Origin of the sequence: Mangrovimicrobium sediminis (assembly GCF_004745945.1) — a bacterium.
In the GTDB taxonomy this organism is placed as follows: Bacteria; Pseudomonadota; Gammaproteobacteria; order Pseudomonadales; family Halieaceae; genus Mangrovimicrobium; species Mangrovimicrobium sediminis.
This window is the reverse complement of the sequence record NZ_SRLE01000009.1, coordinates 26,085-47,285: the sequence shown is the minus strand read 5'-3', so window position 1 is coordinate 47,285 and position 21,201 is coordinate 26,085. Positions and strand designations below refer to the sequence as shown.

Here is a 21,201-nt window from a genome sequence, read left to right as displayed (position 1 = left end):
GTGTAGGTGCGGGTGCGGGGAGTGTAAACCGCGCTAGCCGCGTGCGGCGGCCAGTCGTGCGGCCAGGGACAGTGCCGCCTCGAGGCTGCCGGGGTCGGCGGCGCCAGTTCCGGCGAGGTCCAGGGCCGTGCCGTGGTCCACCGAGGTGCGCAGGATGGGCAGGCCCAGGGTGACGTTGACGGCGCTGCCGAAGCCGGCGTACTTGAGCACCGGCAGCCCCTGATCGTGGTACATGGCGAACACCGCGTCGCAGTTATCCAGCACACGCGGGTTGAAGGCGGTGTCCGCGGGCAGCGGTCCTTCCAGTTGCATGCCGGCGGCGCGCAGGCGCTGCAGGGTGGGGATGATGACATCCAGTTCCTCGCGGCCCAGGTGCCCGCCCTCGCCGGCGTGGGGATTGAGGCCGAGCACGGCGATCCGCGGTTCGGCAATCGCGAACTTCTCGCGCAGGTCGCGGTGCAGGATGCCCAGGGTCTGTTCCAGCAGTTCGCCGGTGATGGCATCCGCCACCGCGCGCAGCGGCAGGTGGGTGGTGGCCAGGGCGACGCGCAGTTCGCCGGCCGCCAGCATCATGACCACGCGCGGGGTGCCGGTGCGCTGCGCCAGCAACTCGGTGTGGCCGGAAAACGCGATGCCGGCGTCGTTGATCACCGACTTCTGCACCGGGGCGGTCACCAGGGCCGCGAATTCGCCGGACAGGCAGCCGTCGGTGGCGCGCAGCAGCGTGTCCACCACGTAGGCCGCGTTGGCCGGGTCGAGTTCTCCCGGCAGGGCGGGAGCGGCGAGTTGCAGCGGGCACACGGGCAATTGCCCGGGGCGGTGCGGCTGCGGGGGCGCGGCGGGGTCGTAGGGCAGGATATCCAGCGGCAGACCGAGCAGCGCGGCGCGTTCGCGCAGCAGTTGCGGGTCGCACACGGCGACCAGCTCTACCTCCCGCGGGCGCTGGGCGATGGCTGCGACCAGGTCCGGGCCGATGCCCGCCGGTTCCCCCGGGGTGATGGCGATACGCGCGGTCACGCGCCGTGCCCGGCGCCGTCGCGGCGGCGCTTACTTGATATCGACAAAGGCCTCATCGCGAATCTGCCGCAGCCAGGCGTCCAGTTCCTCCTGGTACTTGCGCTGGTGCAGGAAGTTGGTGGCCATATTGCGGCGTGCCTGGTCGCTCATGTCCTGCTCGCGGCGGTCTTCCACCTGCAGAATGTGCCAGCCGAACTGGGAGCGTACCGGGTCGGAGATCTCGCCCACCGCGGTGGCGTTCATGGCCGCCTCGAATTCCGGCACCATCTGCCCGGGCATGGTCCAGCCCAGGTCGCCGCCCTCCTGGGCGGAGCCGATGTCCTCGGAATACTGCCGCGCCAGGGCGCCGAAGTCCTCGCCCGCCTCGATGCGCTGCCTGAGCTCGGTGACCCGCTCGCGGGCCTGGGCGTCGCTGAGAATCTCCGAGGGCTTGACCAGGATGTGCCGCACCCGGGTCTGGTCGACCATCAGGTTGCTGCCGCCGCGCTTGTCGGCCAGGTTGATGAGGTGGAAGCCGCTGTCGGAGCGCAGCACGTCCGAGGTCTCGCCGACGGCGAGCGAGGGGGCGATGTCGGCAAACAGCGAGGGCAGGTCGTCCAGCTTGCGCCAGCCGAGGCTGCCGCCGGAAAACGAATAGGGCCCGGGAGCACCGACCGCCTGCTCGAAGCCGGTGCCGGCGCTGATGCTCGCGCGTACTTTTTCGGCGTAGGCGCGCGCCGCTTCTATTTCCTCTTCGGACGCGTCGGGGGAGACGGCGAGGAGCGCGTGCAGGATCAGGTACTCCTCCTGCACCAGCTTTTTGCCGTCGTCGGTGGCGAGGAAGTTGTCGACTTCCTGCTCGCTGATCTGGATACGCTGGTTGACGTTGCCCTGCTGTACGCGCTGGATGATCATCTCGCGGCGGATGTTCTCGCGGGCCTCCTGGTAGGAGCGGCCCTGCTGCTCGACGGCGCTGCGGAACTGGTCCAGGGTCAGGCCGTTCTGGGCGGCGATGCCCTGCAGGGCCTGGTTCAGCTGGGCGTCGGTGATGCGCACGCCCACGCGTTGGCCCATCTGCAGCTGGATGCTCTCGAGGATCAGCCGGTCCAGGGTCTCGCGGATGATCTCGTCGTCCGGCGGGGCATCGACACCTGCCGAGGCGAGGTTGCCCTTGACCATGGCGATGCGGTCGCGCAATTCGCTGGCCATGATGACATCGTCCTCGACGATGGCCACCACCTGGTCGAGCATTTCCGTCTCTGCCTGGGCGGTCGCACCCGCCAGCAGGGCGCCGGCGAGACACGCGCTGGCGAGTAAGGTCTTAATATTCACTGTCGGTGAAGCCTCGAATCATATCCCTCATGATGCCGCTGGCACGGTTGCCGAAGCCGCCCATGCCCTTGAGCACAATCTGGATCTGGATGGATTTTTCCCGCTCGAGCTGCGGGTCGTCGAAGTCCGGGTTGCGCCCGGGCGTGGTGTCGGTGTCGTAGTAGCGCAGGTGCAGCAGTCGCACCCGATAGCAGCAGCTATCATATTCCACGCCAAACATATCTTCCACGCTGGTATTGGCTTCGACCGAGTAGTTGATCGCGCCGAACACCCGCCAGTTCCGTGCCAGCGGCAGATAGGTGGAGAAGTGCGCCTGCTCGGTGGGCGGCTGGGTCGTGTTCACCGTGGTCAGTGGGCGGCGGTAGGAATAGCCGAGGTTGAACAGGCGTCCGCCGCCGGGCTGGTAGCTGGCGATGAAGTTACCCGAGTTCATCTTGTCGGTGTTCGGGTCCCAGACCAGGCTGGTGCGCAGGCTCATGCTCGGGTTGGGGAAGAAGCCCAGCTCGCCGGCGACCTCGGAGCCCGAGTTGTCCAGCGGCTCGTCGTTCGGCGACAGGCGTACCTCGCGGTCGCGGAAGTAGTAGATCTGGCCGATGCTGGCGTTGAATTTCTCGCGCCCGTCGGCCTCGTCGATCAGGCGCGTGGTCAGGCCCACGGAGAGCTGGTTGGCGTCATCGATGCGGTCGCGGCCGGAAAAACGCGTCTCCCGGAACAACTGATTGTAGGTGAAGGTCAGCTCCGCGCTGTCGAAATCCGGCTGGTCCACCTGCTCCTTGTACTGGCTGTACAGGTAGAACAGGCGCGGCTCCAGGGTCTGCAGCATGCTCTTCTCGCCGAAGCGGGTCTGGCGGTCGAAGAACAGGCCGCCGTCGAGCTTGGCCATGGCCGAGCCGGTTTCCGGGTTGTGGTCCGTATAGCGCGGGTGATCGTTGAGGTCGTAGGTCAGGTAGCGGTATTTCGTCGTCGGCGTCAGGAAACCGTAGGCCCACTGCATGGGATAGGTCGCGCCGGCCTCGGAGTACAGCCGCGAACCGGTCACCCGGTTGTCGTCGCTGTCGAAGTTGGAGTACTGCGCCAGCAGGATCGGGTCGAGCTCGAAGGGCGTGCCGTCCTGGCGGTAGGACAGCGTGAACTGCGGCAGCTTCTTGTAGTCGTTGCTGATGTCGTCCGCCAGCGACTGGAACTGCTGTACGTCGAGGTTGGCCAGCCAGCGGTCGCCCAGGTAGTCGAGGCTGGCCAGCTGCAGCAGGGCGGTGCGGCGGCGCGAATCGAGGCTGGAGCTGTCCAGGTCCTTCATGTAATTGACGTCGCTGGCCTCGCTGTAGTCCACCCGCGAACGCCAGCGCTGGTTGAACAGGCCGTTCTGGCGGACGATCGCCAGCCAGCGGTCGTGGCTGGTCTCGTCGGGGTAGTCGTCCTTGTAGCGCTCGTCGTTGGACATGTAGGCGCCGCCCACCTGCCACATGCCCACCGACGGGTGCAGGAAACGGGCCGTGGCCTCGTGGCTGAGGCCGCGTTCTTCGATGAAACGCGGGGCGTACAGCAGGTCGTAGTTGGGCGCGAGGTTGAAGTAGAACGGCGCCGAGATATCGACGCCACCCTGGGTGTCCGAGCCGAATTCCGGCCACAGGAAGCCGGTGCGGCGGCGGTCGTCCAGCGGGAACTGCAGCCAGGGCGTGTAGAACAGCGGTACGCCGGCGACGTCGATGCGCGCGCCGTAGGCGGTGCCCAGCCCTTCCTCTACATCCAGTTTCATTTCCCTGGCGCGCATCAGCCAGTCGTTTTCCCCGGGCGCGCAGTAGGTTATTACGCCCTGGTGTACGTGCAGTACGCCGTTCTCGTCGCGCTCGAGCAGGTCCGCGGTGCCGTGCATGTGCTGTTCGTGCAACACGAATTCGCTGTTGCTGATGTCCGCCTCGCCGGACTGCGACTCGATGTGGGCGAGGTCGCCGCGCAGCAGCAGGCCGGGTTCGCGCAGCACGATGTCGCCGCGCAGTTCGGCGGAGCGCGCCTCGCGGTCGAGGGTGGCGCTGTCGGCGCTCAGCTGGCGGTATCCCTGGGTGACTTCCACGCCGCCGTAGAACTCCGCGATGCCTTCGCGCAGTTCGGAGCGGGTGGCGCGCGCGTCGATGTCGGACAGGTCCGGCGAGGACTGGCGGTCGGCGTCGGCCAGCGGGTCGATGTAGCGCCCCTCGCAGCTGATGCAGCGCTGGCTGCGCAGGGCCTCGGGCACATCGTGCAGCTCGACCCAGTCCAGGGGGTGAGATGCGCCAGTCTCGCTGCTATCCTGAGCCGCCGCCGACAGGGCGGCCAGCGCCAGTGGAACGGCCAGGCAAAGGGGTTTGATTGTGCGTCGCGCCGCGAAATGGACGGTTCTGCGGGTCATTCGCTATCGGGTATTATTCACAAATAAGAGGCGGATTCTAAAGCATCCCCGGTGCTCTTGTCCGGAAAAATTGGCCACCGCCGCCGCGATCGAGAAGGAGCGCACATTGCCAGCCAGCCCGCCCCCCCAGGCGTTGATTGATTGGGCCCAGGCCGAGCTCGGCTGGGACAGCCCGCAGTGCAGCGTGGTCGCCGGGGACGCCAGTGCCCGGCGCTATTTCCGCCTGCGCCAGGGCGCATCGACCTGCATCGCGGTGCACGCGCCGCCGCAGACCGAGAAAAACACCGCTTTCCTCGCCATGCGCGAGCAACTCGAGCGCGGCGGCATCTGCGTGCCCGCGCTATTGGCAGCCGACCTCGAACGCGGCTTCCTGCTGCTGGGCGACCTCGGCGACCGCCTGCTGCTGGCCGAACTCGACACGCACAGCGTGGACGCCAGTTACCGCACCGCTTTCGGCGTGCTGCTGCAACTCGCCGCCCTGCCCGCCGACGATCCCGCCTGGCCGCACTACGACCGCGCCCTGCTCGGCGAAGAGCTGTCGCGCTTCCCCGAGTGGTTCGCGGGGCGCTTGCTGCAGCGCCCGCTGGACGCGGCGGAGCAGGCCATGTGGCAGGCGCTGTGCGCGGAGCTTATCGACAGCGCCCTGGCCCAGCCCCGGGTGCTGGTGCACCGGGATTTCCACAGCCGCAACCTCATGCCCCAGGCGGACGGCCGTCTTGGCGTCATCGACTTCCAGGATGCGGTGATCGGTCCGGCGACCTACGATCTTGTCTCCCTGCTGCGCGACTGCTATGTGCGCTGGCCGCGCGAGCAGGTGCGGGGCTGGGCACTCGAGTACCTGGAACAGGCGCGGGCCACCGGGCAGTTTGCCGGTGTGGACCAGGCGCAGTTCCTGGGCTGGTTCGACCTCATGGGCCTGCAGCGCCACCTCAAGGTTCTGGGTACTTTCGCCCGCCTGTACCTGCGCGATGGCAAACTGGCCTACCTCGACGACCTGCCGCTGGTCCTGCGCTACGTGGAGGAGGCCCTGGTCGGGTATCGCGACACCTCGCCCGCCGCAGCTGAATTCGCCGACTGGTTCGCCGCCGAACTGCGCCCGCTGATCGATCGCCAGCCCTGGAGCCGCGCCGCGTGAGGGCGATGATCCTCGCCGCGGGCTTCGGCGAGCGCATGCGGCCGCTGACCGAGCACACGCCCAAGCCCCTGCTCAGCGCGGGCGGCCTGCCGCTCATCGAGTACCACCTGCGCGCCCTGGCCGCGGCGGGCATCGAGGATGTCGTCATCAACGTCTCGCACCTCGGCGAACAGGTGGAGGCCTTCTGTGCCGAGGGCGCACGCTGGAGCCTGCGTATTCGTTACTCCCGCGAGGACGCCCCGCTGGAAACCGCCGGCGGCATCCAGCGCGCGCTGCCGTTGCTTGGAACAGAGCCGTTCATGGTGGTCAACGGCGACATCTGGTGCGACTACGATTTTGCCCGCCTGCGCGACTACCGCCTCGCGCCCTGGGAGCGCGCCCACCTGGTGATGGTGGGCAACCCGCCGCAGCATCCGCTGGGGGATTTCCACCTCGACGAGACCGGGCGGCTGCAGTACCGCCCGGACGCGGTCGCCGGCTGCACCTACGCCGGCATCGCCCTGTTCGACCCGCTGTTTTTTGCCGATATGGCCCCGGGCAAACTGGCCCTGCGCCCGCTGCTCGACGCGGCGATTGCCGCGGGTACACTGGGCGGTGAATTCCACACCGGGCAGTGGGAGGACGTGGGCACCCCGCAGCGCCTGGCGGAGCTGGATGCGCGCCTGCGCCGCTGAACTCGTGCCCCCGGCGGGGCTCGGGTAGAATACGCCACCTCGCCTGACCGGAGCCCCACCATGGCCGACTACCTGATCGCCCCGTCCATCCTCTCCGCCGACTTCGCCCGGCTGGGCGAGGAAGTCGACAACGTGCTGGCCGCCGGCGCGGACGTGGTGCACTTCGACGTGATGGACAACCACTACGTCCCCAACCTGACGATCGGCCCGATGGTCTGCAAGGCCCTGCGCAAGCACGGTGTCACCGCCCCGATCGACGTGCACCTGATGGTCTCCCCGGTGGACCGCCTGATCGGCGACTTCGCCGAGGCGGGCGCCACCTACATCACTTTCCACCCGGACGCCTCGACCCACGTCGACCGCTCCCTGCAGATGATCCGCGACGCGGGCTGCAAATCAGGCCTGGTATTCAACCCGGCGGCGGGCCTCGACGCGCTGCGCTACGTCATGGACAAGGTGGACATGATCCTGCTGATGTCGGTCAACCCGGGCTTCGGCGGCCAGTCCTTCATCCCGGCCACCCTGGACAAGCTGCGCGAAGCGCGCGCGTTGATCGACGCTTCCGGACTGGACATTCGCCTGGAGATCGACGGTGGGGTTTCGGCGAAGAATATCGCGGAGATCGCGGCGGCGGGGGCGGATACTTTCGTGGCTGGCTCGGCGATTTTCAACCAGCCGGACTATGCCGCGGTGATTGCTGACATGCGGGCGGAGTTGGCCTCGGTCGGCTGAGTACATCTTCCTAGTTCCCCTGCCGCATGTTGGTTTAACCCGCGACGGACTTGATTGCGGGTTCTTCTGGGGCGGGGCCTGGCTAACCGGGCAGAGGAACGGCCCTCCCCTTCCCGGGACCGCCAAAAAGCGTACGTCCATGTACAGGCTCGGCGGCGGCCATCCATGGCCGCCGACGCCCCGGGAAGGGGATGGCCGTTCCTCTACCCTCTCTCCGGAACCAGCATTGCCGTCTGGCCTGGGGATCGGCCCGAAGTAGTCTCAGCAATCGGAACGGGCCCGGAACTGGTGCACCCGTCCGGTACCATCGGGGTTCGCGGATGGCTGCCGGATGGCCGTTCCTCTGCCCTCTCTCCGGAACCAACATTGCCGTTCGGCGTGGGAATCGGTCCGAAGTAGTCTCGGCATTCAGAACGAGGCCCGGAGCCGGTGTAGCCCCGTCCGGGAACGTCGGCGGCCATGGATGGCCGCCGCCGAGCCTGTACATGGACGTACGCTTTTTGGCGCTTCCCGGGCGGGGGTACACCGGTTCCGGGCCGGGCAGCAAGCGCCGGCCCCAAAAATCGGGCAGCAAGAGCCGACCCCAAACAACGGGCAGCATGAGCCGGCTCCAAAAAACGGGCAGCATGAACCGACCCCAACAGCGGGCAGCCGTGAACCAGGCCACGGGGAGTGCGCGACGAGGCCCCCGTTTGCCATCCGCAAACCGGCATGTACAATACCCGGACCTTGAATTCGGAGACCGCTGTGCAAACAGCCCCGCGTAAGAGCGTCGACCTGTTGTCGATGCGCGAAGTGACCTGCTGGCGATGGTAGCCAGGGCACCGTCACGACCTGATTACGCACATTCAATCTCCGAGGACATTCCATGAATCCGCAGGACTTTGCCGCCCTGGCGGCACGAGAGTACAACCGTATACCGGTCAGCCTGGAAGTGCTGGCCGATCTCGAAACCCCCATCAGCGCCTACCGTAAGCTCGCCGAAGGCCCCTATTCCTACCTGTTCGAGTCCGTGCAGGGCGGCGAGAAGTGGGGGCGGTATTCCATCATCGGCCTGCCCAGCCGCACCGTGATCAAGGTGTTCGACAAGCGCGTCGAGACCTGGGTCGATGGCGAGCTGGCGCAGAGCGAAGAGGTGGCCGACCCGCTCGAGTTTGTCGAGGCATTCCAGGGCCGCTATCGCACCGCCCCGCGCGATGACCTGCCGGTGTTCCACGGCGGCCTGGTCGGCTACTTCGGCTACGACACCGTGCGCTACGTGGAGCCGCGCCTGGCGCCGGGTGTGCCCCCGGATGAGCTGGGCAACCCGGACATCCTGTTGATGGTCTCGGAAGAGGTTCTCGTATTCGACAACCTGGCCGGCACCATCCGCCTGGTGGTGAATGCCGATCCCGCGCAGAACGACGCGCTGGGCCTGGCGCAGCGGCGATTGCGTGAGCTGGCGGACCAGCTGCGCGAGCCGATGCCGCCGCTGCCCGACGTGGCGCTGGATGCTGCGGGCAGCGCGGAGCTGGAGCAGCAGGCGAGTTCGCATTTCACCGAGGAGGCCTACTACGCTGCGGTCGACACGGTGAAAGAGTATGTGCTGGCCGGCGATGTCATGCAGGTGGTGCCCTCCCAGCGTATGAGCGTGCCGTTTGCCGCCCCTCCCCTGAACCTGTACCGCGCCCTGCGCAACCTCAATCCCTCGCCGTACATGTACTTCCTGGATCTCGAGGATTTTCACATCGTCGGTTCCTCGCCGGAGATCCTCGCGCGGCTGGAGAAAGGCGTGGTCACGGTGCGTCCGATTGCCGGCACGCGGCGCCGCGGTTACAGCGAGGAGGAAGACCTCGCGCTGGAAACCGAACTGCTGGCGGACCCGAAGGAGATCGCCGAGCACCTGATGCTTATCGACCTCGGCCGCAACGACGTCGGCCGTATTGCCCGCACCGGTTCGGTGAAGCTGACCGACAAGATGGTGGTGGAGCGCTACTCCCACGTGATGCACATCGTCTCCAACGTGTGCGGCGACCTGCAGGACGACAAGACGGCGATCGATGTGCTGCGCGCCACGTTGCCGGCGGGCACCCTGAGCGGTGCACCGAAGATTCGCGCCATGGAAATCATCGACGAACTGGAGCCGGTGAAGCGCGGCGTGTACGGCGGCGCGGTGGGTTACATCTCCTGGGCGGGCGATATGGACACGGCGATCGCCATTCGCACCGCAGTGATCAAGGGCGGCAAGCTGCACGTGCAGGCGGGCGGCGGCGTGGTCGCGGACTCGGTGCCGCGGCTGGAGTGGAAGGAGACCCACAACAAGGCCCGCGCGATGTTCCGCGCGGCCTCCATGGCCGTGGCGGGCGCTGCCCGGCAGGAGGGTTGAACCATGTTGCTGATGATCGACAACTACGACTCCTTCACCTACAACGTGGTGCAGTACCTGGGCGAACTGGGCGCGGACGTGCACGTGGTGCGCAACGACGAGATCGGCGTGGCCGATATCGCCAGGCTGGCGCCGGAAAAAATCGTGGTGTCCCCGGGGCCCTGTACGCCGAACGAGGCGGGCATCTCCATGGCGGTGATCCGCGAGTATGCGGGGAAGCTGCCCATCCTCGGCATCTGCCTCGGCCACCAGAGCATCGGCCAGGTGTTCGGCGGCAAGGTCGTGCGTGCGCGGCAGGTGATGCACGGCAAGACCTCGCCGGTGCACCACCGTGGCCAGGGCGTGTTCGCCGGGCTGTCCGAGCCCTTCGAGGCCACCCGCTACCACAGCCTGGTGGTGGAGCGCGAAAGCCTGCCGGACTGCCTGGAGATCACCGCCTGGACGCAGCTCGCCGATGGCAGCGTCGATGAAATCATGGGCCTGCGCCATCGCGAGCTGGCCATCGAGGGCGTGCAGTTCCATCCCGAGTCGATCCTCACCGCCCACGGGCACGACCTGCTGCGCAACTTCCTGGAGCAATAGCATGGATATCCAACGGGCCATTGCGGCATTTGTGGAGGGGCGCGACGTCACGCGCGAGGAGATGGCGGCGGTGATACGCCAGGTCATGTCCGGCGACGCCACCGACGCACAGATCGGCGCGCTGCTGGTGGCGCTGCGCATCAAGGGCGAGACTACCGACGAGATCGCCGGGGCGGCGCAGGTCATGCGCGAACTGGCGACGCCGGTGGTGGTCGACTGCCCGCACCTGGTCGACCTGGTGGGCACCGGCGGCGACGGCGCCAACCTGTTCAATGTATCTACCGCCTCGTCGTTCGTGGTGGCCGCCGCCGGCGCGCATGTTGCCAAGCACGGCAACCGCGGCGTCTCCAGTTCCAGCGGCAGTTCGGACGTGCTGGAAACCCTGGGTATGCCGCTGGACCTCGACGCGGGCCAGGTCGCCCGCGCGATCGAGCAGGTCGGTGTCGGCTTCATGTTCGCGCCGATGCACCACAGCGCGATGCGCTACGCGGTGGGCCCGCGCCGCGAGCTCGGCCTGCGCACCATCTTCAATATTCTCGGTCCGCTGACCAACCCGGCGGGCGTGCGCCGGCAGGTGGTGGGCGTGTTCGCCGAATCCCTGTGCGAGCCGCTGGCGCAGGTGCTGGGCATGCTCGGCGCGGAGCACGCCCTGGTCGTGCACGCCCAGGACGGGCTGGATGAGATCTCCATCGCCGCGCCCACCAGCGTGGCGGAATGGCGCGATGGCGCCGTGCGCACTTACCAGATATCCCCGGAGGATTTTGGCATGCCGCGCCAGGACCTTTCCGGCCTCAGCGTGGCGGATTCGCGCGCCTCGGCGGCCCTGATTCGCGCCGCGCTGTCCGGCGAGGACAGCGACGCAGCACGCAAGGCGGCGGCGATCATCGCCCTCAACGCCGGCGCCACCATTTATGTCGCGGGTATCACCGGCGATATCGCCCAGGGCGTAGCCATGGCCGAGGACCTGCTGGCCACCGGCCAGGCCGGCGAAAAGCTCAGCCAGTTCATCGATTTCACCCGCGCCATGCGCGGCGAGGACGGCTGAGCCATGGCGGCGAACCCCCCGACAATTTTGCGCCGCATCCTCGAGCGCAAGGCCGAAGAGGTTGCCGAGCGCCGCGCCCGTTGTTCCGAAGCGCAGCTGCGCGAGCTGGCCAGCGAGCAGTCGGCGCCGCGCGGCTTTGCGGCGGCGATACAGGCGCGGGTGGCCCAGGCACAGCCGGCGGTGATCGCGGAAGTAAAGAAGGCGTCGCCGAGCAAGGGCGTGATTCGCGCGGATTTTCACCCGGCGGAGATTGCCGTCAGTTACGAGCGCGGCGGTGCCACCTGCCTGTCCGTGCTCACCGACGTGGACTTCTTCCAGGGTGCAGACGACTACCTGCGCCAGGCCCGTGCGGCCTGCACATTGCCCGTGTTGCGCAAGGATTTCACCGTCGACCCGTACCAGGTGTTCGAGGCGCGGGCGATCGGCGCGGACGCGATCCTGCTGATCGTCGCCGCCCTGTCCGACGCGCAGATGCTCGAGCTGTCGGACGCCGCCGCCTCAGCCGGCCTGGATGTGCTGGTGGAAGTGCACGACGCGCAGGAACTGCAGCGCGCGCTGGCCCTGCCCACGCCCCTGCTGGGCATCAACAACCGCGACCTACACAGCTTCGATACCAGCCTGCAGACCACCATCGACCTGCTTGCCGATATTCCGGCGGATCGCGTGGTGGTGACCGAAAGCGGTATTCACACCCCCGCGGATGTCGCGCTGATGCGCGATAACGGGGTTTATGCGTTTCTTGTCGGAGAGGCGTTCATGCGCGCCCCGGAGCCGGGCGAGCGGCTGCAACAGCTGTTTTATTGAAGTTCGTGTGAGACGGGAGTGAGGCGGGCGCTACCCGGACCAACGCACCGGATAGCGCCCGAAGCGGATTCAGCGCGTGCCGTAAACCACCATGGTCTTGCCCGAGACCGACACCAGGCCGTCCTCTTCCAGGTTCTTGAGCACGCGGCCGGCCATTTCGCGCGAGCAGCCGACGATCTTGCCCAGTTCCTGGCGCGTGACCTTGATCTGCATGCCGTCAGGGTGGGTCATCGCGTCCGGTTCGCGGCACAGGTCGAGCAGGGTGTGTGCAATGCGCCCGGTGACATCGACGAAGGCGAGGTCGGAGAGCTTGCGCGTGGTCAGGCGCAGGCGTTTGCACAGTTGGCGCGACACCGCGTACAGCACTTCGGGGTACTGCGAACGCACCGCGTGGAATTTCTCGTAGGGAATCTCGGCGACGTCGCAGGCGGTCTTGGCCACCACCAGTGCGCTGCGCGGTTGCACTTCGTCCTCGAACAGCCCCATTTCACCGACGAAATCGCCGGGGTTGAGGTAGCTCACCACCATCATGTGTCCGGGATCGTCGGGGTCTTCGACCATCACCGAAACGGAACCGTCGAGGATCAGGTACAGCGTGTCCCCGGCTTCACCCTGCTTCATCACTGTTGCCTTCGCTTTGTACTGCTTGCGCTGGCAGTGCTGCAGGAAACTGTCAATCGTAGGTATGGCCTTGACGATCTGAGGTTTCAGCACACGTATTCCCCTACGTTAAGTAATAATTTGGCGACAATTCTAGCCCACTCTACGGGCAAGTAAAACGGTACTTGTTATGCTAAGCTGCGCGGCCGATTCGGCAGCGGAGCGCGAGGGTGATGAAAGCGACAGTCAAGTGGACCGATGGCGCCATGTTTGTGGGCGAGTCCGGTAGCGGTCACGCCGTTATCATGGATGGCGCGCTGGAACTGGGCGGCCGCAATCTCGGTCCGCGTCCCATGGAAATGCTGCTCATCGGTACCGGCGGCTGCTCCAGCTACGACGTCATCGCCATGCTCAAGAAGTCCCGCCAGAAGGTGGTGGACTGCCGCGTTGAAATCGAGGCGGAACGCGCCGATGCGGTACCCGCGGTGTTCACCAAAATCCACCTGCACTTCGTTGTTAGCGGCGTCGGCCTGAAAGAAAATCACGTGAAGCGCGCGGTGGAGCTTTCCGCCGAGAAATACTGCAGCGCCTCGATCATGCTCGGCGCCGCCGGCGTCGAGATGTCCCACAGCTACGCCCTGGAGGAATTCGGCGGCGAGAGCTGAGGCGGTGTAGCGCGGCGTCCGGTTAGACGCGGTAGCTGCTGCCGGTCATCAGCGCGGAGACCGTGGTCATCGCATCCTTGACCCGGCGCGGGAACTCGCGACCGCCGGCCTGCATGGCCTGGTCGCCGTGGCGCTGTTCGTCTTCCAGCATCTGTTGCACGATGAGGCGCGACTTGCGGTCCTCGTCCGGCAGTCTTTCCAGGTGGTCGCGCAGGTGATCACACACGCGCTCCTCGGTGGCAGCGACAAACCCGAGGCTGACGTCGTCGCCGATGGCGCCGGCCACCGCACCGAGCGCGAATGACAGGCCGTACCAGGCCGGGTTGAGCACGCTGGTGTGGCTGTCCAGTTCGCGCAGCCGTTCCTCGCACCAGACCAGGTGATCGACTTCCTCTTCCGCGGCTTTTCTCATGTCATCGCGCACGGTGGGCATGCGCGCGGTGAGCGCCTGCCCCTGGTACAGGGCCTGGGCGCAGACTTCACCGGTATGGTTGACGCGCATCAGGCCGGCGGCGTGGCGGCGTTCGGCGTCGGACAGTTCCGCCTCCGTGTGACCGGTCGCGGGCGAGGGCCGCGCAGCGCTGTGGCCGCGGCTGGTGACGGTGCGCATCAGGGTGTCGGCCTCGCAGATGAGGCGGTCGACCAGGGAGAGCCTGCGCTGGCGCATAAGCAATCGTGGGTTGGGGTTCAGTCGCGACTATAGCGCGCCATGGCGCGCCAGCCAATGTCGCGGCGCAGGGTGACACCCTCCCAGCAGATGCCATCGACGGCGGCGTAGCAGGCCTCGCGGGCGGCGGCGATGTCCGCACCGAGTGCGGTAACGCACAGTACGCGGCCGCCGCTGGTGACGACCTTGCCATCGGACTCGGCGGTGCCGGCGTGAAATACCTTTACGTCTGCAGTGTCGGCGCTGTCCAGGCCGCTGATCTCGGTGCCCTTCGCATAGCTGCCGGGGTAGCCGCCGGCGGCCAGCACCACACCGATGGCGCAGCGCTCATCCCACAGGGCGACCGCGGTGTCGAGGCGCTTGTTGAGGGCGGTCTCGCACAGGCTGACCAGGTCGGATTCCAGGCGCAGCATGATCGGCTGGGTTTCCGGGTCGCCGAAGCGGCAGTTGTACTCGATGACCTTCGGTTCACCGGCGGGGGAGATCATCAGGCCGGCGTAGAGGAAGCCGGTGTAGGGGTTGCCCTCTTCGGCCATACCGCGCACGGTGGGCATGATGACCTGCTGCATGATGCGCTGGTACACGGCGTCGTCGACGACAGGCGCCGGCGAGTAGGCGCCCATGCCGCCGGTGTTGGGGCCGGTGTCGCCCTCGCCGATGCGCTTGTGGTCCTGGCTGGTGGCCATGGGCAGCACGTTCTCGCCGTCGACCATGACGATGAAGCTGGCTTCCTCGCCTGCCAGGAACTCCTCGATCACCACGCGGCAGCCGGCGTCGCCGAAGGCGTTGCCGGAGAGCATGTCGGTGACCGCCTCTTCAGCCTGGGCCAGGGTCTCGGCGACGATTACGCCCTTGCCCGCGGCCAGGCCATCGGCCTTGACCACGATGGGCGCACCGCGCTCGCGCAGGTAGGCCAGCGCCGGTTCCAGCTCGGTGAAGTTGGCGTAGTCGGCAGTGGGAATGTTGTGGCGTGCGAGGAAGTCCTTGGTGAAGGCCTTGGAGCCCTCCAGTTGCGCAGCGCCCTTGCCCGGGCCGAAGCAGCGCAGGCCGCGCCCTTCGAAGTAGTCCACCACGCCCTCGACCAGCGGCGCCTCGGGGCCGACGATGGTCAGGCCCACGCCGTTGGCCTCGGCGAAGTCCGCCAGCGCGGCAAAGTCCATCACGTCGATGGCGACGTTCTGTACGCCGGCTTCGCGCGCCGTACCGGCGTTGCCGGGCGCGACGAAAACGGTGTCGACCCGACCCGACTGGGCAGCCTTCCAGGCCAGTGCGTGTTCGCGCCCGCCGCTGCCGATGACCAGTACATTCATGCCAGTAAGTTATGCCTGTGTGTGAGTTGCTATCAGTGGCGGAAGTGGCGCATGCCGGTGAACACCATGGCCATGCCGTGTTCGTCGGCGGCGGCGATCACCTCTTCGTCGCGGATCGAGCCGCCGGGCTGGATAACCGCCGCGATGCCGCGCTCGCCGGCGCTGTCGATGCCGTCGCGGAAGGGGAAGAAGGCGTCTGACGCCATCACCGAGCCGCGCACTTCCAGGCCCGCGTGTTCCGCCTTGATAGCGGCGATGCGCGCCGAGTTTACCCGGCTCATCTGGCCGGCGCCGACGCCGACGGTCTGGCCGTTGTGGGCGTAGACGATGGCGTTGGACTTGACGAACTTGGCCACCTTCCAGGCGAACAGCAGGTCCTGCATCTGCTGGTCGCTGGGCTGTATTTTCGAGACCACCTTGAGGTCGTCCGTGCCGACCATGCCCAGGTCGCGATCCTGCACCAGCAGGCCGCCGTTGACGCGCTTGTAGTCCAGCGCGGGCAGCGGGGCGCCCCACTCACCGCACTCCAGCAGGCGCACGTTTTTCTTCGCCGCCACGGCCGCGACGGCCTCGGCGGTGACTTTCGGGGCGATGATCACCTCGACGAACTGCCGCTCGCAGATGGCCGCCGCGGTGGCGCCGTCCAGTTCGCGGTTGAAGGCGATGATGCCGCCGAAGGCGGATTCCGGGTCGGTGGCAAAGGCCAGGTCGTAGGCTTCGCCGATGCTCGCGGCAACCGCCACGCCGCAGGGGTTGGCGTGCTTGACGATCACGCAGGCCGGCGCGTCGAAGTTCTTCACGCACTCCAGCGCGGCGTCGGTGTCGGCCACGTTGTTGTAGGAAAGCTCCTTGCCCTGCAACTGGCGCGCGGTAGCGATGCCGGCCTCGGCGGGCGCGGCCTCCACGTAGAACGCCGCCTTCTGGTGCGGGTTCTCGCCGTAGCGCATCTCCTGCACCTTGTGGAACTGGGCGTTGAAGGTGCGCGGGAAGTCGTCACTGCCGCCGGGTACCTGGCGGCCGAAGTAGTTGGCGATGGCGCCGTCGTAGGCGGCGGTGTGCTCGTAGGCCTTGATCGCGAGGTCGAAGCGGGTCTCCAGCGAGGTCGCGCCATCGTTAGCGCGCATCTCTTCCAGGATGGCCGGGTAGTCCGACGCGTTGACCACGATGTTGACGAAGCGGTGGTTCTTGGCCGCGGCGCGCACCATGGTCGGGCCGCCGATGTCGATGTTCTCGATGGCGTCTTCCAGCGTGCAGTCGGGTTTCGCGACAGTCGCCTCGAAGGGGTAGAGGTTGACCACCACCATGTCGATATAGTCGATGCCGTGTTCACCGGCGATGGCATCGTCCTGGCCGCGGCGGCCGAGGATGCCGCCGTGCACTTTCGGGTGCAGGGTCTTCACGCGGCCGTCCATCATCTCCGGGAAACCGGTGTACTCGGAGACCTCGGTAACCGCGAGGTCGTTGTCCTTGAGCAGGCGGTAGGTGCCGCCAGTGGACAGCAGTTCTACGCCCATCGCGCACAGTTCGCGAGCGAATTCGACGATGCCCGATTTGTCCGACACGCTGACCAGGGCGCGGCGGACCTTGACGCTATCCGTCATGCCTTAACCCTTCTTGCCGATCAGGTTGTACTGCTTGAGCTTCTTGCGCAGGGTGCCGCGGTTCAGGCCCAGCATGATGGAAGCCTTGGTCTGGTTGTGGCGGGTATAGGCCATGACTTCCTCGAGCAGCGGCGCTTCCACCTCGGCCAGTACCATCTGGTAGACGTCGGTCGACAACTGGCCGTCCAGGTCGTTCAGGTACTTCTGCACCGCGCTGCGCACCGAGTCGCGCAGGCTGGCGATATCGCCGCCTGCCAGCGTGTCGTCATTGGCGGCGGAACCGTCTACGGAAGGAATGGGTTCGGCCCTGGTCATGCGGCGAGCTCCTTGTGGTTGTCTGTGTGAAAAAATCGCTCGATCGTCGCGAGTTGTGCCTGCGCGGATTCCAGGCGGTTGAAGCCGGCGCGCTCGCCCGCGGCGATGTCGCTCGCCTGCAGGTACCAGCCGACATGCTTGCGCGCGATGCGCACGCCCATGAAATCGCCGTAAAAAGCATAGAGATCGAGCAGGTGGCGACGCAGGATGGCCAGCTGTTGCGTCGCGCAGGGTGTGGTGAAGGTCTCGCCCGCAAGATGCGCGGCGATCTGGCCGCACAGCCAGGGCCTGCCCTGGGCGGCGCGACCGATCATCACCCCTGCCGCCCCGGTGCGCGCGAGCACGCGGGCGGCTTTCGCCGGAGAGTCGATATCGCCGTTGGCGAACACCGGAAACTCCGTGGCCTCGACGATGGCGGCGATCGTGTCGTACTCCGCCTCGCCGTTGAATTTGTCGGCGCGGGTGCGCCCGTGTACCGCCAGCGCCTTGACGCCCGCATCCTGCGCAATGCGCGCAATCTCCACCCCGTTGCGCGCATCCGGCGCACTGCCGGTGCGAATCTTCAGGGTCACCGGCACGTCGACTGCGCCCACCACGGCATCGAGAATCTCCCGCACCAGTGCCGGGTCCGCAAGCAGCGCGGAACCCGCCGCCTTGCGGCACACTTTCTTGGCCGGGCAGCCCATGTTGATGTCGATGATCTGCGCACCGTGCGCCACGTTGTACCGCGCCGCGGCGGCCATCTGCTGGGGATCATTGCCGGCGATCTGCACACTGCGCGGCTCGATCTCGGCGTCGTGGCGGCGCCGCCACTCACTCTTGCGCGTGCCGCGCAGGCTGGGGTCGGCGGTGATCATCTCGGATACGACGAGACCGGCACCCATCTCCGCGCAGAGCCTGCGAAACGGCAGGTCGGTAACGCCCGCCATGGGGGCCAGGGCTACCGGATTGCGCAAATTGTAGGGGCCTATCTGCGGCATGCTCTGACCGGGTCGGGGTGGGTGCGAAAAAGAGGCGGTATGATACTCCCCTCCTCGGGAGCGGAAAAGGCCGCTGGGCAAAAAGCGCCCAACTTTTGCGCGGCCGGTCCATCTTGCTCTGCGCTGCCGGGAGTTTTCGTTTTGTTCACTCGGAGCGCAGTGCTATTGAGGTCTAAGGACTCAGGCAGGCGCAGTGACTGCTGGGTGCGGAGAGTCTCTCGGTCTGCACGGCCAGCGAGGCGGTAGGCCCCTCCCGGGAACCGCAAAAGCGCCGTCCATGGCAGCTCGGCCTCCCGGAGCGCCGGCCGGACCATCCATGGCCTCGGACGTTCCCGAGAGGGGCCTACCGCCTCGCTGTCCTGCTCACATCGATGACTACACTTCCCGCTCGGGGAGCATTGCACTTCGAGTTTCTGCCGCATGCTCGGCTAGCAGTTTTCACGCCTGGGATCGTGGAACAACGCGCAACCGTTCCTTGCAGATACCGGGAGAAGGGGTGGGGGCAGAACCAGGGCTCGCCGGGGCGTCCGAGGCCATGGATGGCCGAGGCCGAGCCTGTACATGGATGTACGCTTTTTGGCGGTCCCGGCGAGCCCTGGTTCTGTCCCCGCCCCGCATGGCACGCTGAACCCGGCGAGCCCAGGTTTCGTCCCCGCCCCGCATGGCACGCCGAACGCCTGCACGGCACGCCGAATCCCTGCGTCCCCGCACGGCAAAAAAAAGGCACGCAGCGACCCCAAGAGAGCCAGCAGCGAGAAAGTTAGGAGGCCAGCGCCCCGCGCAAACAGACCCAGCCCTCGTGCTCGCCGGCAATCTCCAGCGCAATCCGCGCAGAGTAGTGCGCGATCATCTCGTCCGCCTGCGTACGCAGCAGCCCCGAGAGCAGCAGGGTTCCGCCCGGCACCAAAAGGTCGAGCAGTGTGTCGGACAGTGACATGAGCGGCCCCGCCAGAATGTTGGCGATCACCACGTGGGCCTTGCCGCGCCAGGCGTCGGCGTCATAGTCGCCGGGCAGTGCGAGGGGGAAGCGGTCGTCCGCGATGCCGTTGCGCTGTGCGTTGTCGCGGCTGGCGAGCAGGGCCTGCGGGTCGTTGTCCACGCCCAGGGCCGTGTCGGCGCCGAGCAGCAGGGCGGCGACCGCGAGGATACCCGAGCCGCAGCCGTAGTCGACGACAGGCTGGTTGGCGAGATCCAGGGCGGCGAGTTCGGCCAGGCACAGGGCCGTGGTCGGATGGGTGCCCGTGCCGAAGGCCAGGCCCGGGTCGAGCAGCAGGTTGGTGGCGTCGGGGTCGGGCGGCGGCAGCCAGCTCGGGCAGACCCAGAAGTGGTCGCCGAATTGCATTGGTTTGTAGTGCTGCATCCACTCGCGTTCCCAGTCGCGGTCCTCGAGAATCTCGACGCGGTGGCTGAACTGTTCGAGCAGGGCCGGGGGGAAGGCGGCGAGCACCGCACCCATGTCGGTGTCCGCCGCGAACAGGCCGGTGATGCGGGTCTGGCCCCACAGCGGGGTTTCCCCCACCGCGGGCTCCAGTACCGGCTGATCGGCGTTGTCCTCGAGGGTTACCGCCACGGCGCCGCTGGCGAGCAGCAGGTCCTCCAGCGACGCGACATCCTGCGAGCTGCCGTGCAGCCGCAGTTGCACCCAGGTCACTACTGGCTCAGCTTGCGCTCGAGGTAGTGAATGCTCACACCGCCGGACTGGAAGGCGGCGTCCCGGGTCAGTTCCCGGTGCAGCGGCGTGTTGGTGCGGATGCCCTCGACCACCAGCTCGTCCAGGGCCTGGCGCATGCGCGCCATGGCGCTTTCGCGGGTGTCGCCGAAGCTGATTACCTTGGCGATGAGCGAATCGTAGAAGGGCGGTACCGTGTAGCCCTCATAGATGTGGGAGTCAACGCGTACACCCAGGCCGCCCGGGGCGTGGAAGGTGGTCACCTTGCCCGGGGAGGGTAGGAAACTGCGCGGGTCCTCGGCGTTGATGCGGCACTCGAAGGCGTGGCCGCGGAACTGGATGTCCTCCTGCTTCACCGACAGCGGCATGCCGGCGGCGATGCGCAACTGCTCCTTGACGATATCGAAGCTGGTGATCATCTCGGTCACCGGGTGTTCCACCTGCACGCGGGTATTCATCTCGATGAAGTAGAAGCCGCCGTCCTCGTAGAGGAATTCGAAGGTGCCGGCGCCGCGGTAGCCGATCTCGATACACGCGGCGACACAGGCCTCGGCCACCTGCTGGCGCAGGTCGTCGGGAATGCCCGGGGCGGGCGCTTCCTCGAGGATTTTCTGGTGGCGGCGCTGCAGGGAGCAGTCGCGGTCGCCGAGGTGGATACAGTTGCCCTGGCCGTCGGCGATCACCTGGATCTCGACGTGGCGGGGCTTTTGCAGGAATTTCTCCATGTAAACCACGTCCGAGCCAAACGCCGCGCCGGCCTCGGAGCGGGTCACGGAAACCGAGGGCAGCAGTGCGGCTTCCGTGTGCACCACGCGCATGCCGCGGCCGCCACCGCCGGCGGCGGCCTTGATGATCACCGGGTAGCCGATGTCCCGGGCCATGGCCAGGATCTGCTCGTCGTCATCGGGCAGGGCGCCGTCGGAGCCGGGCACGGTGGGTACGCCAGCCTTTTTCATGGCGTCCTTGGCCGAGACCTTGTCGCCCATCAGGCGGATGGTCTCCGCGCGCGGGCCGATGAAGATGAAACCGCTCTTCTCGACCTGCTCGGCAAAATCGGCGTTTTCGGCGAGGAAGCCGTAGCCCGGGTGGATGGCGCTGCTGTCGGTGATCTCGGCGGCGCTGATGATGGCGGGTACGTTGAGGTAGCTCTCGGTGGAGGACGGCGGCCCGATGCAGACCGATTCGTCGGCCAGGCGCACGTGCATCAGGTCCGCATCGACGGAGGAGTGCACCGCCACGGTCTTGATGTCCAACTCCTTGCAGGCCCGCAGCACGCGCAGTGCGATTTCGCCGCGGTTGGCAATGAGTACCTTGTCCAGATTGGGCATGTTGGGTTCCTCGGG

Annotated in this window: 19 protein-coding genes; 8 read left to right on the top strand and 11 right to left on the bottom strand. The window is 67.0% G+C overall.

Annotated features, from left to right (window positions below; all coding sequences use genetic code 11):
- Positions 1-33 precede the first annotated feature (33 nt).
- The 3 genes from pdxA to E4634_RS13130 are packed head-to-tail and all read right to left on the bottom strand — an operon-like array spanning position 34 to position 4,714.
- Complete coding sequence (gene pdxA / locus E4634_RS13140) at positions 34-1,017, bottom strand: 4-hydroxythreonine-4-phosphate dehydrogenase PdxA (RefSeq protein ID WP_135444623.1); 984 nt, start codon at positions 1,015-1,017, stop codon at positions 34-36.
- A gap of 30 nt (positions 1,018-1,047) precedes the next feature.
- A complete protein-coding gene (locus E4634_RS13135; RefSeq protein WP_135444621.1) occupies positions 1,048-2,328 on the bottom strand; it encodes a peptidylprolyl isomerase in 1,281 nt (426 codons plus the stop codon).
- The gene (locus tag E4634_RS13130) at positions 2,318-4,714 is read right to left on the bottom strand and encodes an LPS-assembly protein LptD (protein WP_135444619.1); all 2,397 of its coding nucleotides are present in this window, start codon (positions 4,712-4,714) and stop codon (positions 2,318-2,320) included. Before E4634_RS13130 ends, E4634_RS13135 begins: the two co-directional genes overlap by 11 nt.
- Before the next feature lie 106 nt (positions 4,715-4,820).
- Here E4634_RS13130 and E4634_RS13125 point away from each other — a divergent pair, with 106 nt between their 5' ends.
- The 7 genes from E4634_RS13125 to trpC all read left to right on the top strand — a co-directional run bounded on the left by E4634_RS13125 (position 4,821) and on the right by trpC (position 12,051).
- Entirely contained in the window at positions 4,821-5,849 is a 1,029-nt protein-coding gene (locus E4634_RS13125; protein ID WP_240725181.1) for an aminoglycoside phosphotransferase family protein, read from the top strand.
- A 5-nt stretch (positions 5,850-5,854) separates the two neighbouring features.
- Positions 5,855-6,523 (top strand): N-acetylmuramate alpha-1-phosphate uridylyltransferase MurU, encoded by a 669-nt coding sequence (gene murU / locus E4634_RS13120; RefSeq protein WP_434783506.1) that lies wholly within the window; start codon positions 5,855-5,857, stop codon positions 6,521-6,523.
- A 60-nt stretch (positions 6,524-6,583) separates the two neighbouring features.
- Complete coding sequence (gene rpe / locus E4634_RS13115; protein ID WP_135444615.1) at positions 6,584-7,255, top strand: ribulose-phosphate 3-epimerase; 672 nt, start codon at positions 6,584-6,586, stop codon at positions 7,253-7,255.
- 868 nt (positions 7,256-8,123) lie between these two features.
- Positions 8,124-9,620, top strand: a complete 1,497-nt coding sequence (trpE, locus tag E4634_RS13110; protein ID WP_135444613.1) for an anthranilate synthase component I — start codon at positions 8,124-8,126, stop codon at positions 9,618-9,620.
- Positions 9,621-9,623: 3 nt separating this feature from the next.
- Positions 9,624-10,202, top strand: coding sequence for an anthranilate synthase component II (locus E4634_RS13105; RefSeq protein ID WP_135444611.1), 579 nt, complete (start codon positions 9,624-9,626; stop codon positions 10,200-10,202).
- 1 nt (position 10,203) lies between these two features.
- On the top strand, positions 10,204-11,247 hold the full coding sequence (gene trpD, locus E4634_RS13100; RefSeq protein ID WP_135444609.1) for an anthranilate phosphoribosyltransferase: 1,044 nt from the start codon (positions 10,204-10,206) through the stop codon (positions 11,245-11,247).
- 3 nt (positions 11,248-11,250) lie between these two features.
- Entirely contained in the window at positions 11,251-12,051 is an 801-nt protein-coding gene (gene trpC / locus E4634_RS13095) for an indole-3-glycerol phosphate synthase TrpC (protein WP_135444607.1), read from the top strand.
- Between the two features lie 69 nt (positions 12,052-12,120).
- On the opposite strand, the gene crp is transcribed toward trpC, so the two are convergent.
- On the bottom strand, positions 12,121-12,765 hold the full coding sequence (gene crp, locus E4634_RS13090; protein WP_135444605.1) for a cAMP-activated global transcriptional regulator CRP: 645 nt from the start codon (positions 12,763-12,765) through the stop codon (positions 12,121-12,123).
- Between the two features lie 119 nt (positions 12,766-12,884).
- Here crp and E4634_RS13085 point away from each other — a divergent pair, with 119 nt between their 5' ends.
- Complete coding sequence (locus E4634_RS13085) at positions 12,885-13,316, top strand: OsmC family protein (protein WP_135444603.1); 432 nt, start codon at positions 12,885-12,887, stop codon at positions 13,314-13,316.
- Positions 13,317-13,338: 22 nt separating this feature from the next.
- On the opposite strand, the gene coq7 is transcribed toward E4634_RS13085, so the two are convergent.
- From coq7 to accC, 7 genes are all read right to left on the bottom strand, one after another.
- Entirely contained in the window at positions 13,339-13,983 is a 645-nt protein-coding gene (coq7, locus tag E4634_RS13080; RefSeq protein ID WP_135444601.1) for a 2-polyprenyl-3-methyl-6-methoxy-1,4-benzoquinone monooxygenase, read from the bottom strand.
- Between the two features lie 20 nt (positions 13,984-14,003).
- A complete protein-coding gene (purD, locus tag E4634_RS13075; RefSeq protein ID WP_135444599.1) occupies positions 14,004-15,293 on the bottom strand; it encodes a phosphoribosylamine--glycine ligase in 1,290 nt (429 codons plus the stop codon).
- 32 nt (positions 15,294-15,325) lie between these two features.
- The gene (purH, locus tag E4634_RS13070; RefSeq protein WP_135444597.1) at positions 15,326-16,894 is read right to left on the bottom strand and encodes a bifunctional phosphoribosylaminoimidazolecarboxamide formyltransferase/IMP cyclohydrolase; all 1,569 of its coding nucleotides are present in this window, start codon (positions 16,892-16,894) and stop codon (positions 15,326-15,328) included.
- Positions 16,895-16,897: 3 nt separating this feature from the next.
- Entirely contained in the window at positions 16,898-17,209 is a 312-nt protein-coding gene (fis, locus tag E4634_RS13065) for a DNA-binding transcriptional regulator Fis (RefSeq protein ID WP_135444595.1), read from the bottom strand.
- Entirely contained in the window at positions 17,206-18,189 is a 984-nt protein-coding gene (gene dusB, locus E4634_RS13060; RefSeq protein ID WP_135444593.1) for a tRNA dihydrouridine synthase DusB, read from the bottom strand. The genes fis and dusB overlap by 4 nt, the downstream gene beginning before the upstream one ends.
- Positions 18,190-18,949: 760 nt before the next feature.
- Positions 18,950-19,840, bottom strand: a complete 891-nt coding sequence (gene prmA, locus E4634_RS13055; RefSeq protein WP_135444591.1) for a 50S ribosomal protein L11 methyltransferase — start codon at positions 19,838-19,840, stop codon at positions 18,950-18,952.
- Entirely contained in the window at positions 19,840-21,186 is a 1,347-nt protein-coding gene (gene accC / locus E4634_RS13050) for an acetyl-CoA carboxylase biotin carboxylase subunit (protein ID WP_135444589.1), read from the bottom strand. The genes prmA and accC overlap by 1 nt, the downstream gene beginning before the upstream one ends.
- Positions 21,187-21,201: the final 15 nt, after the last annotated feature.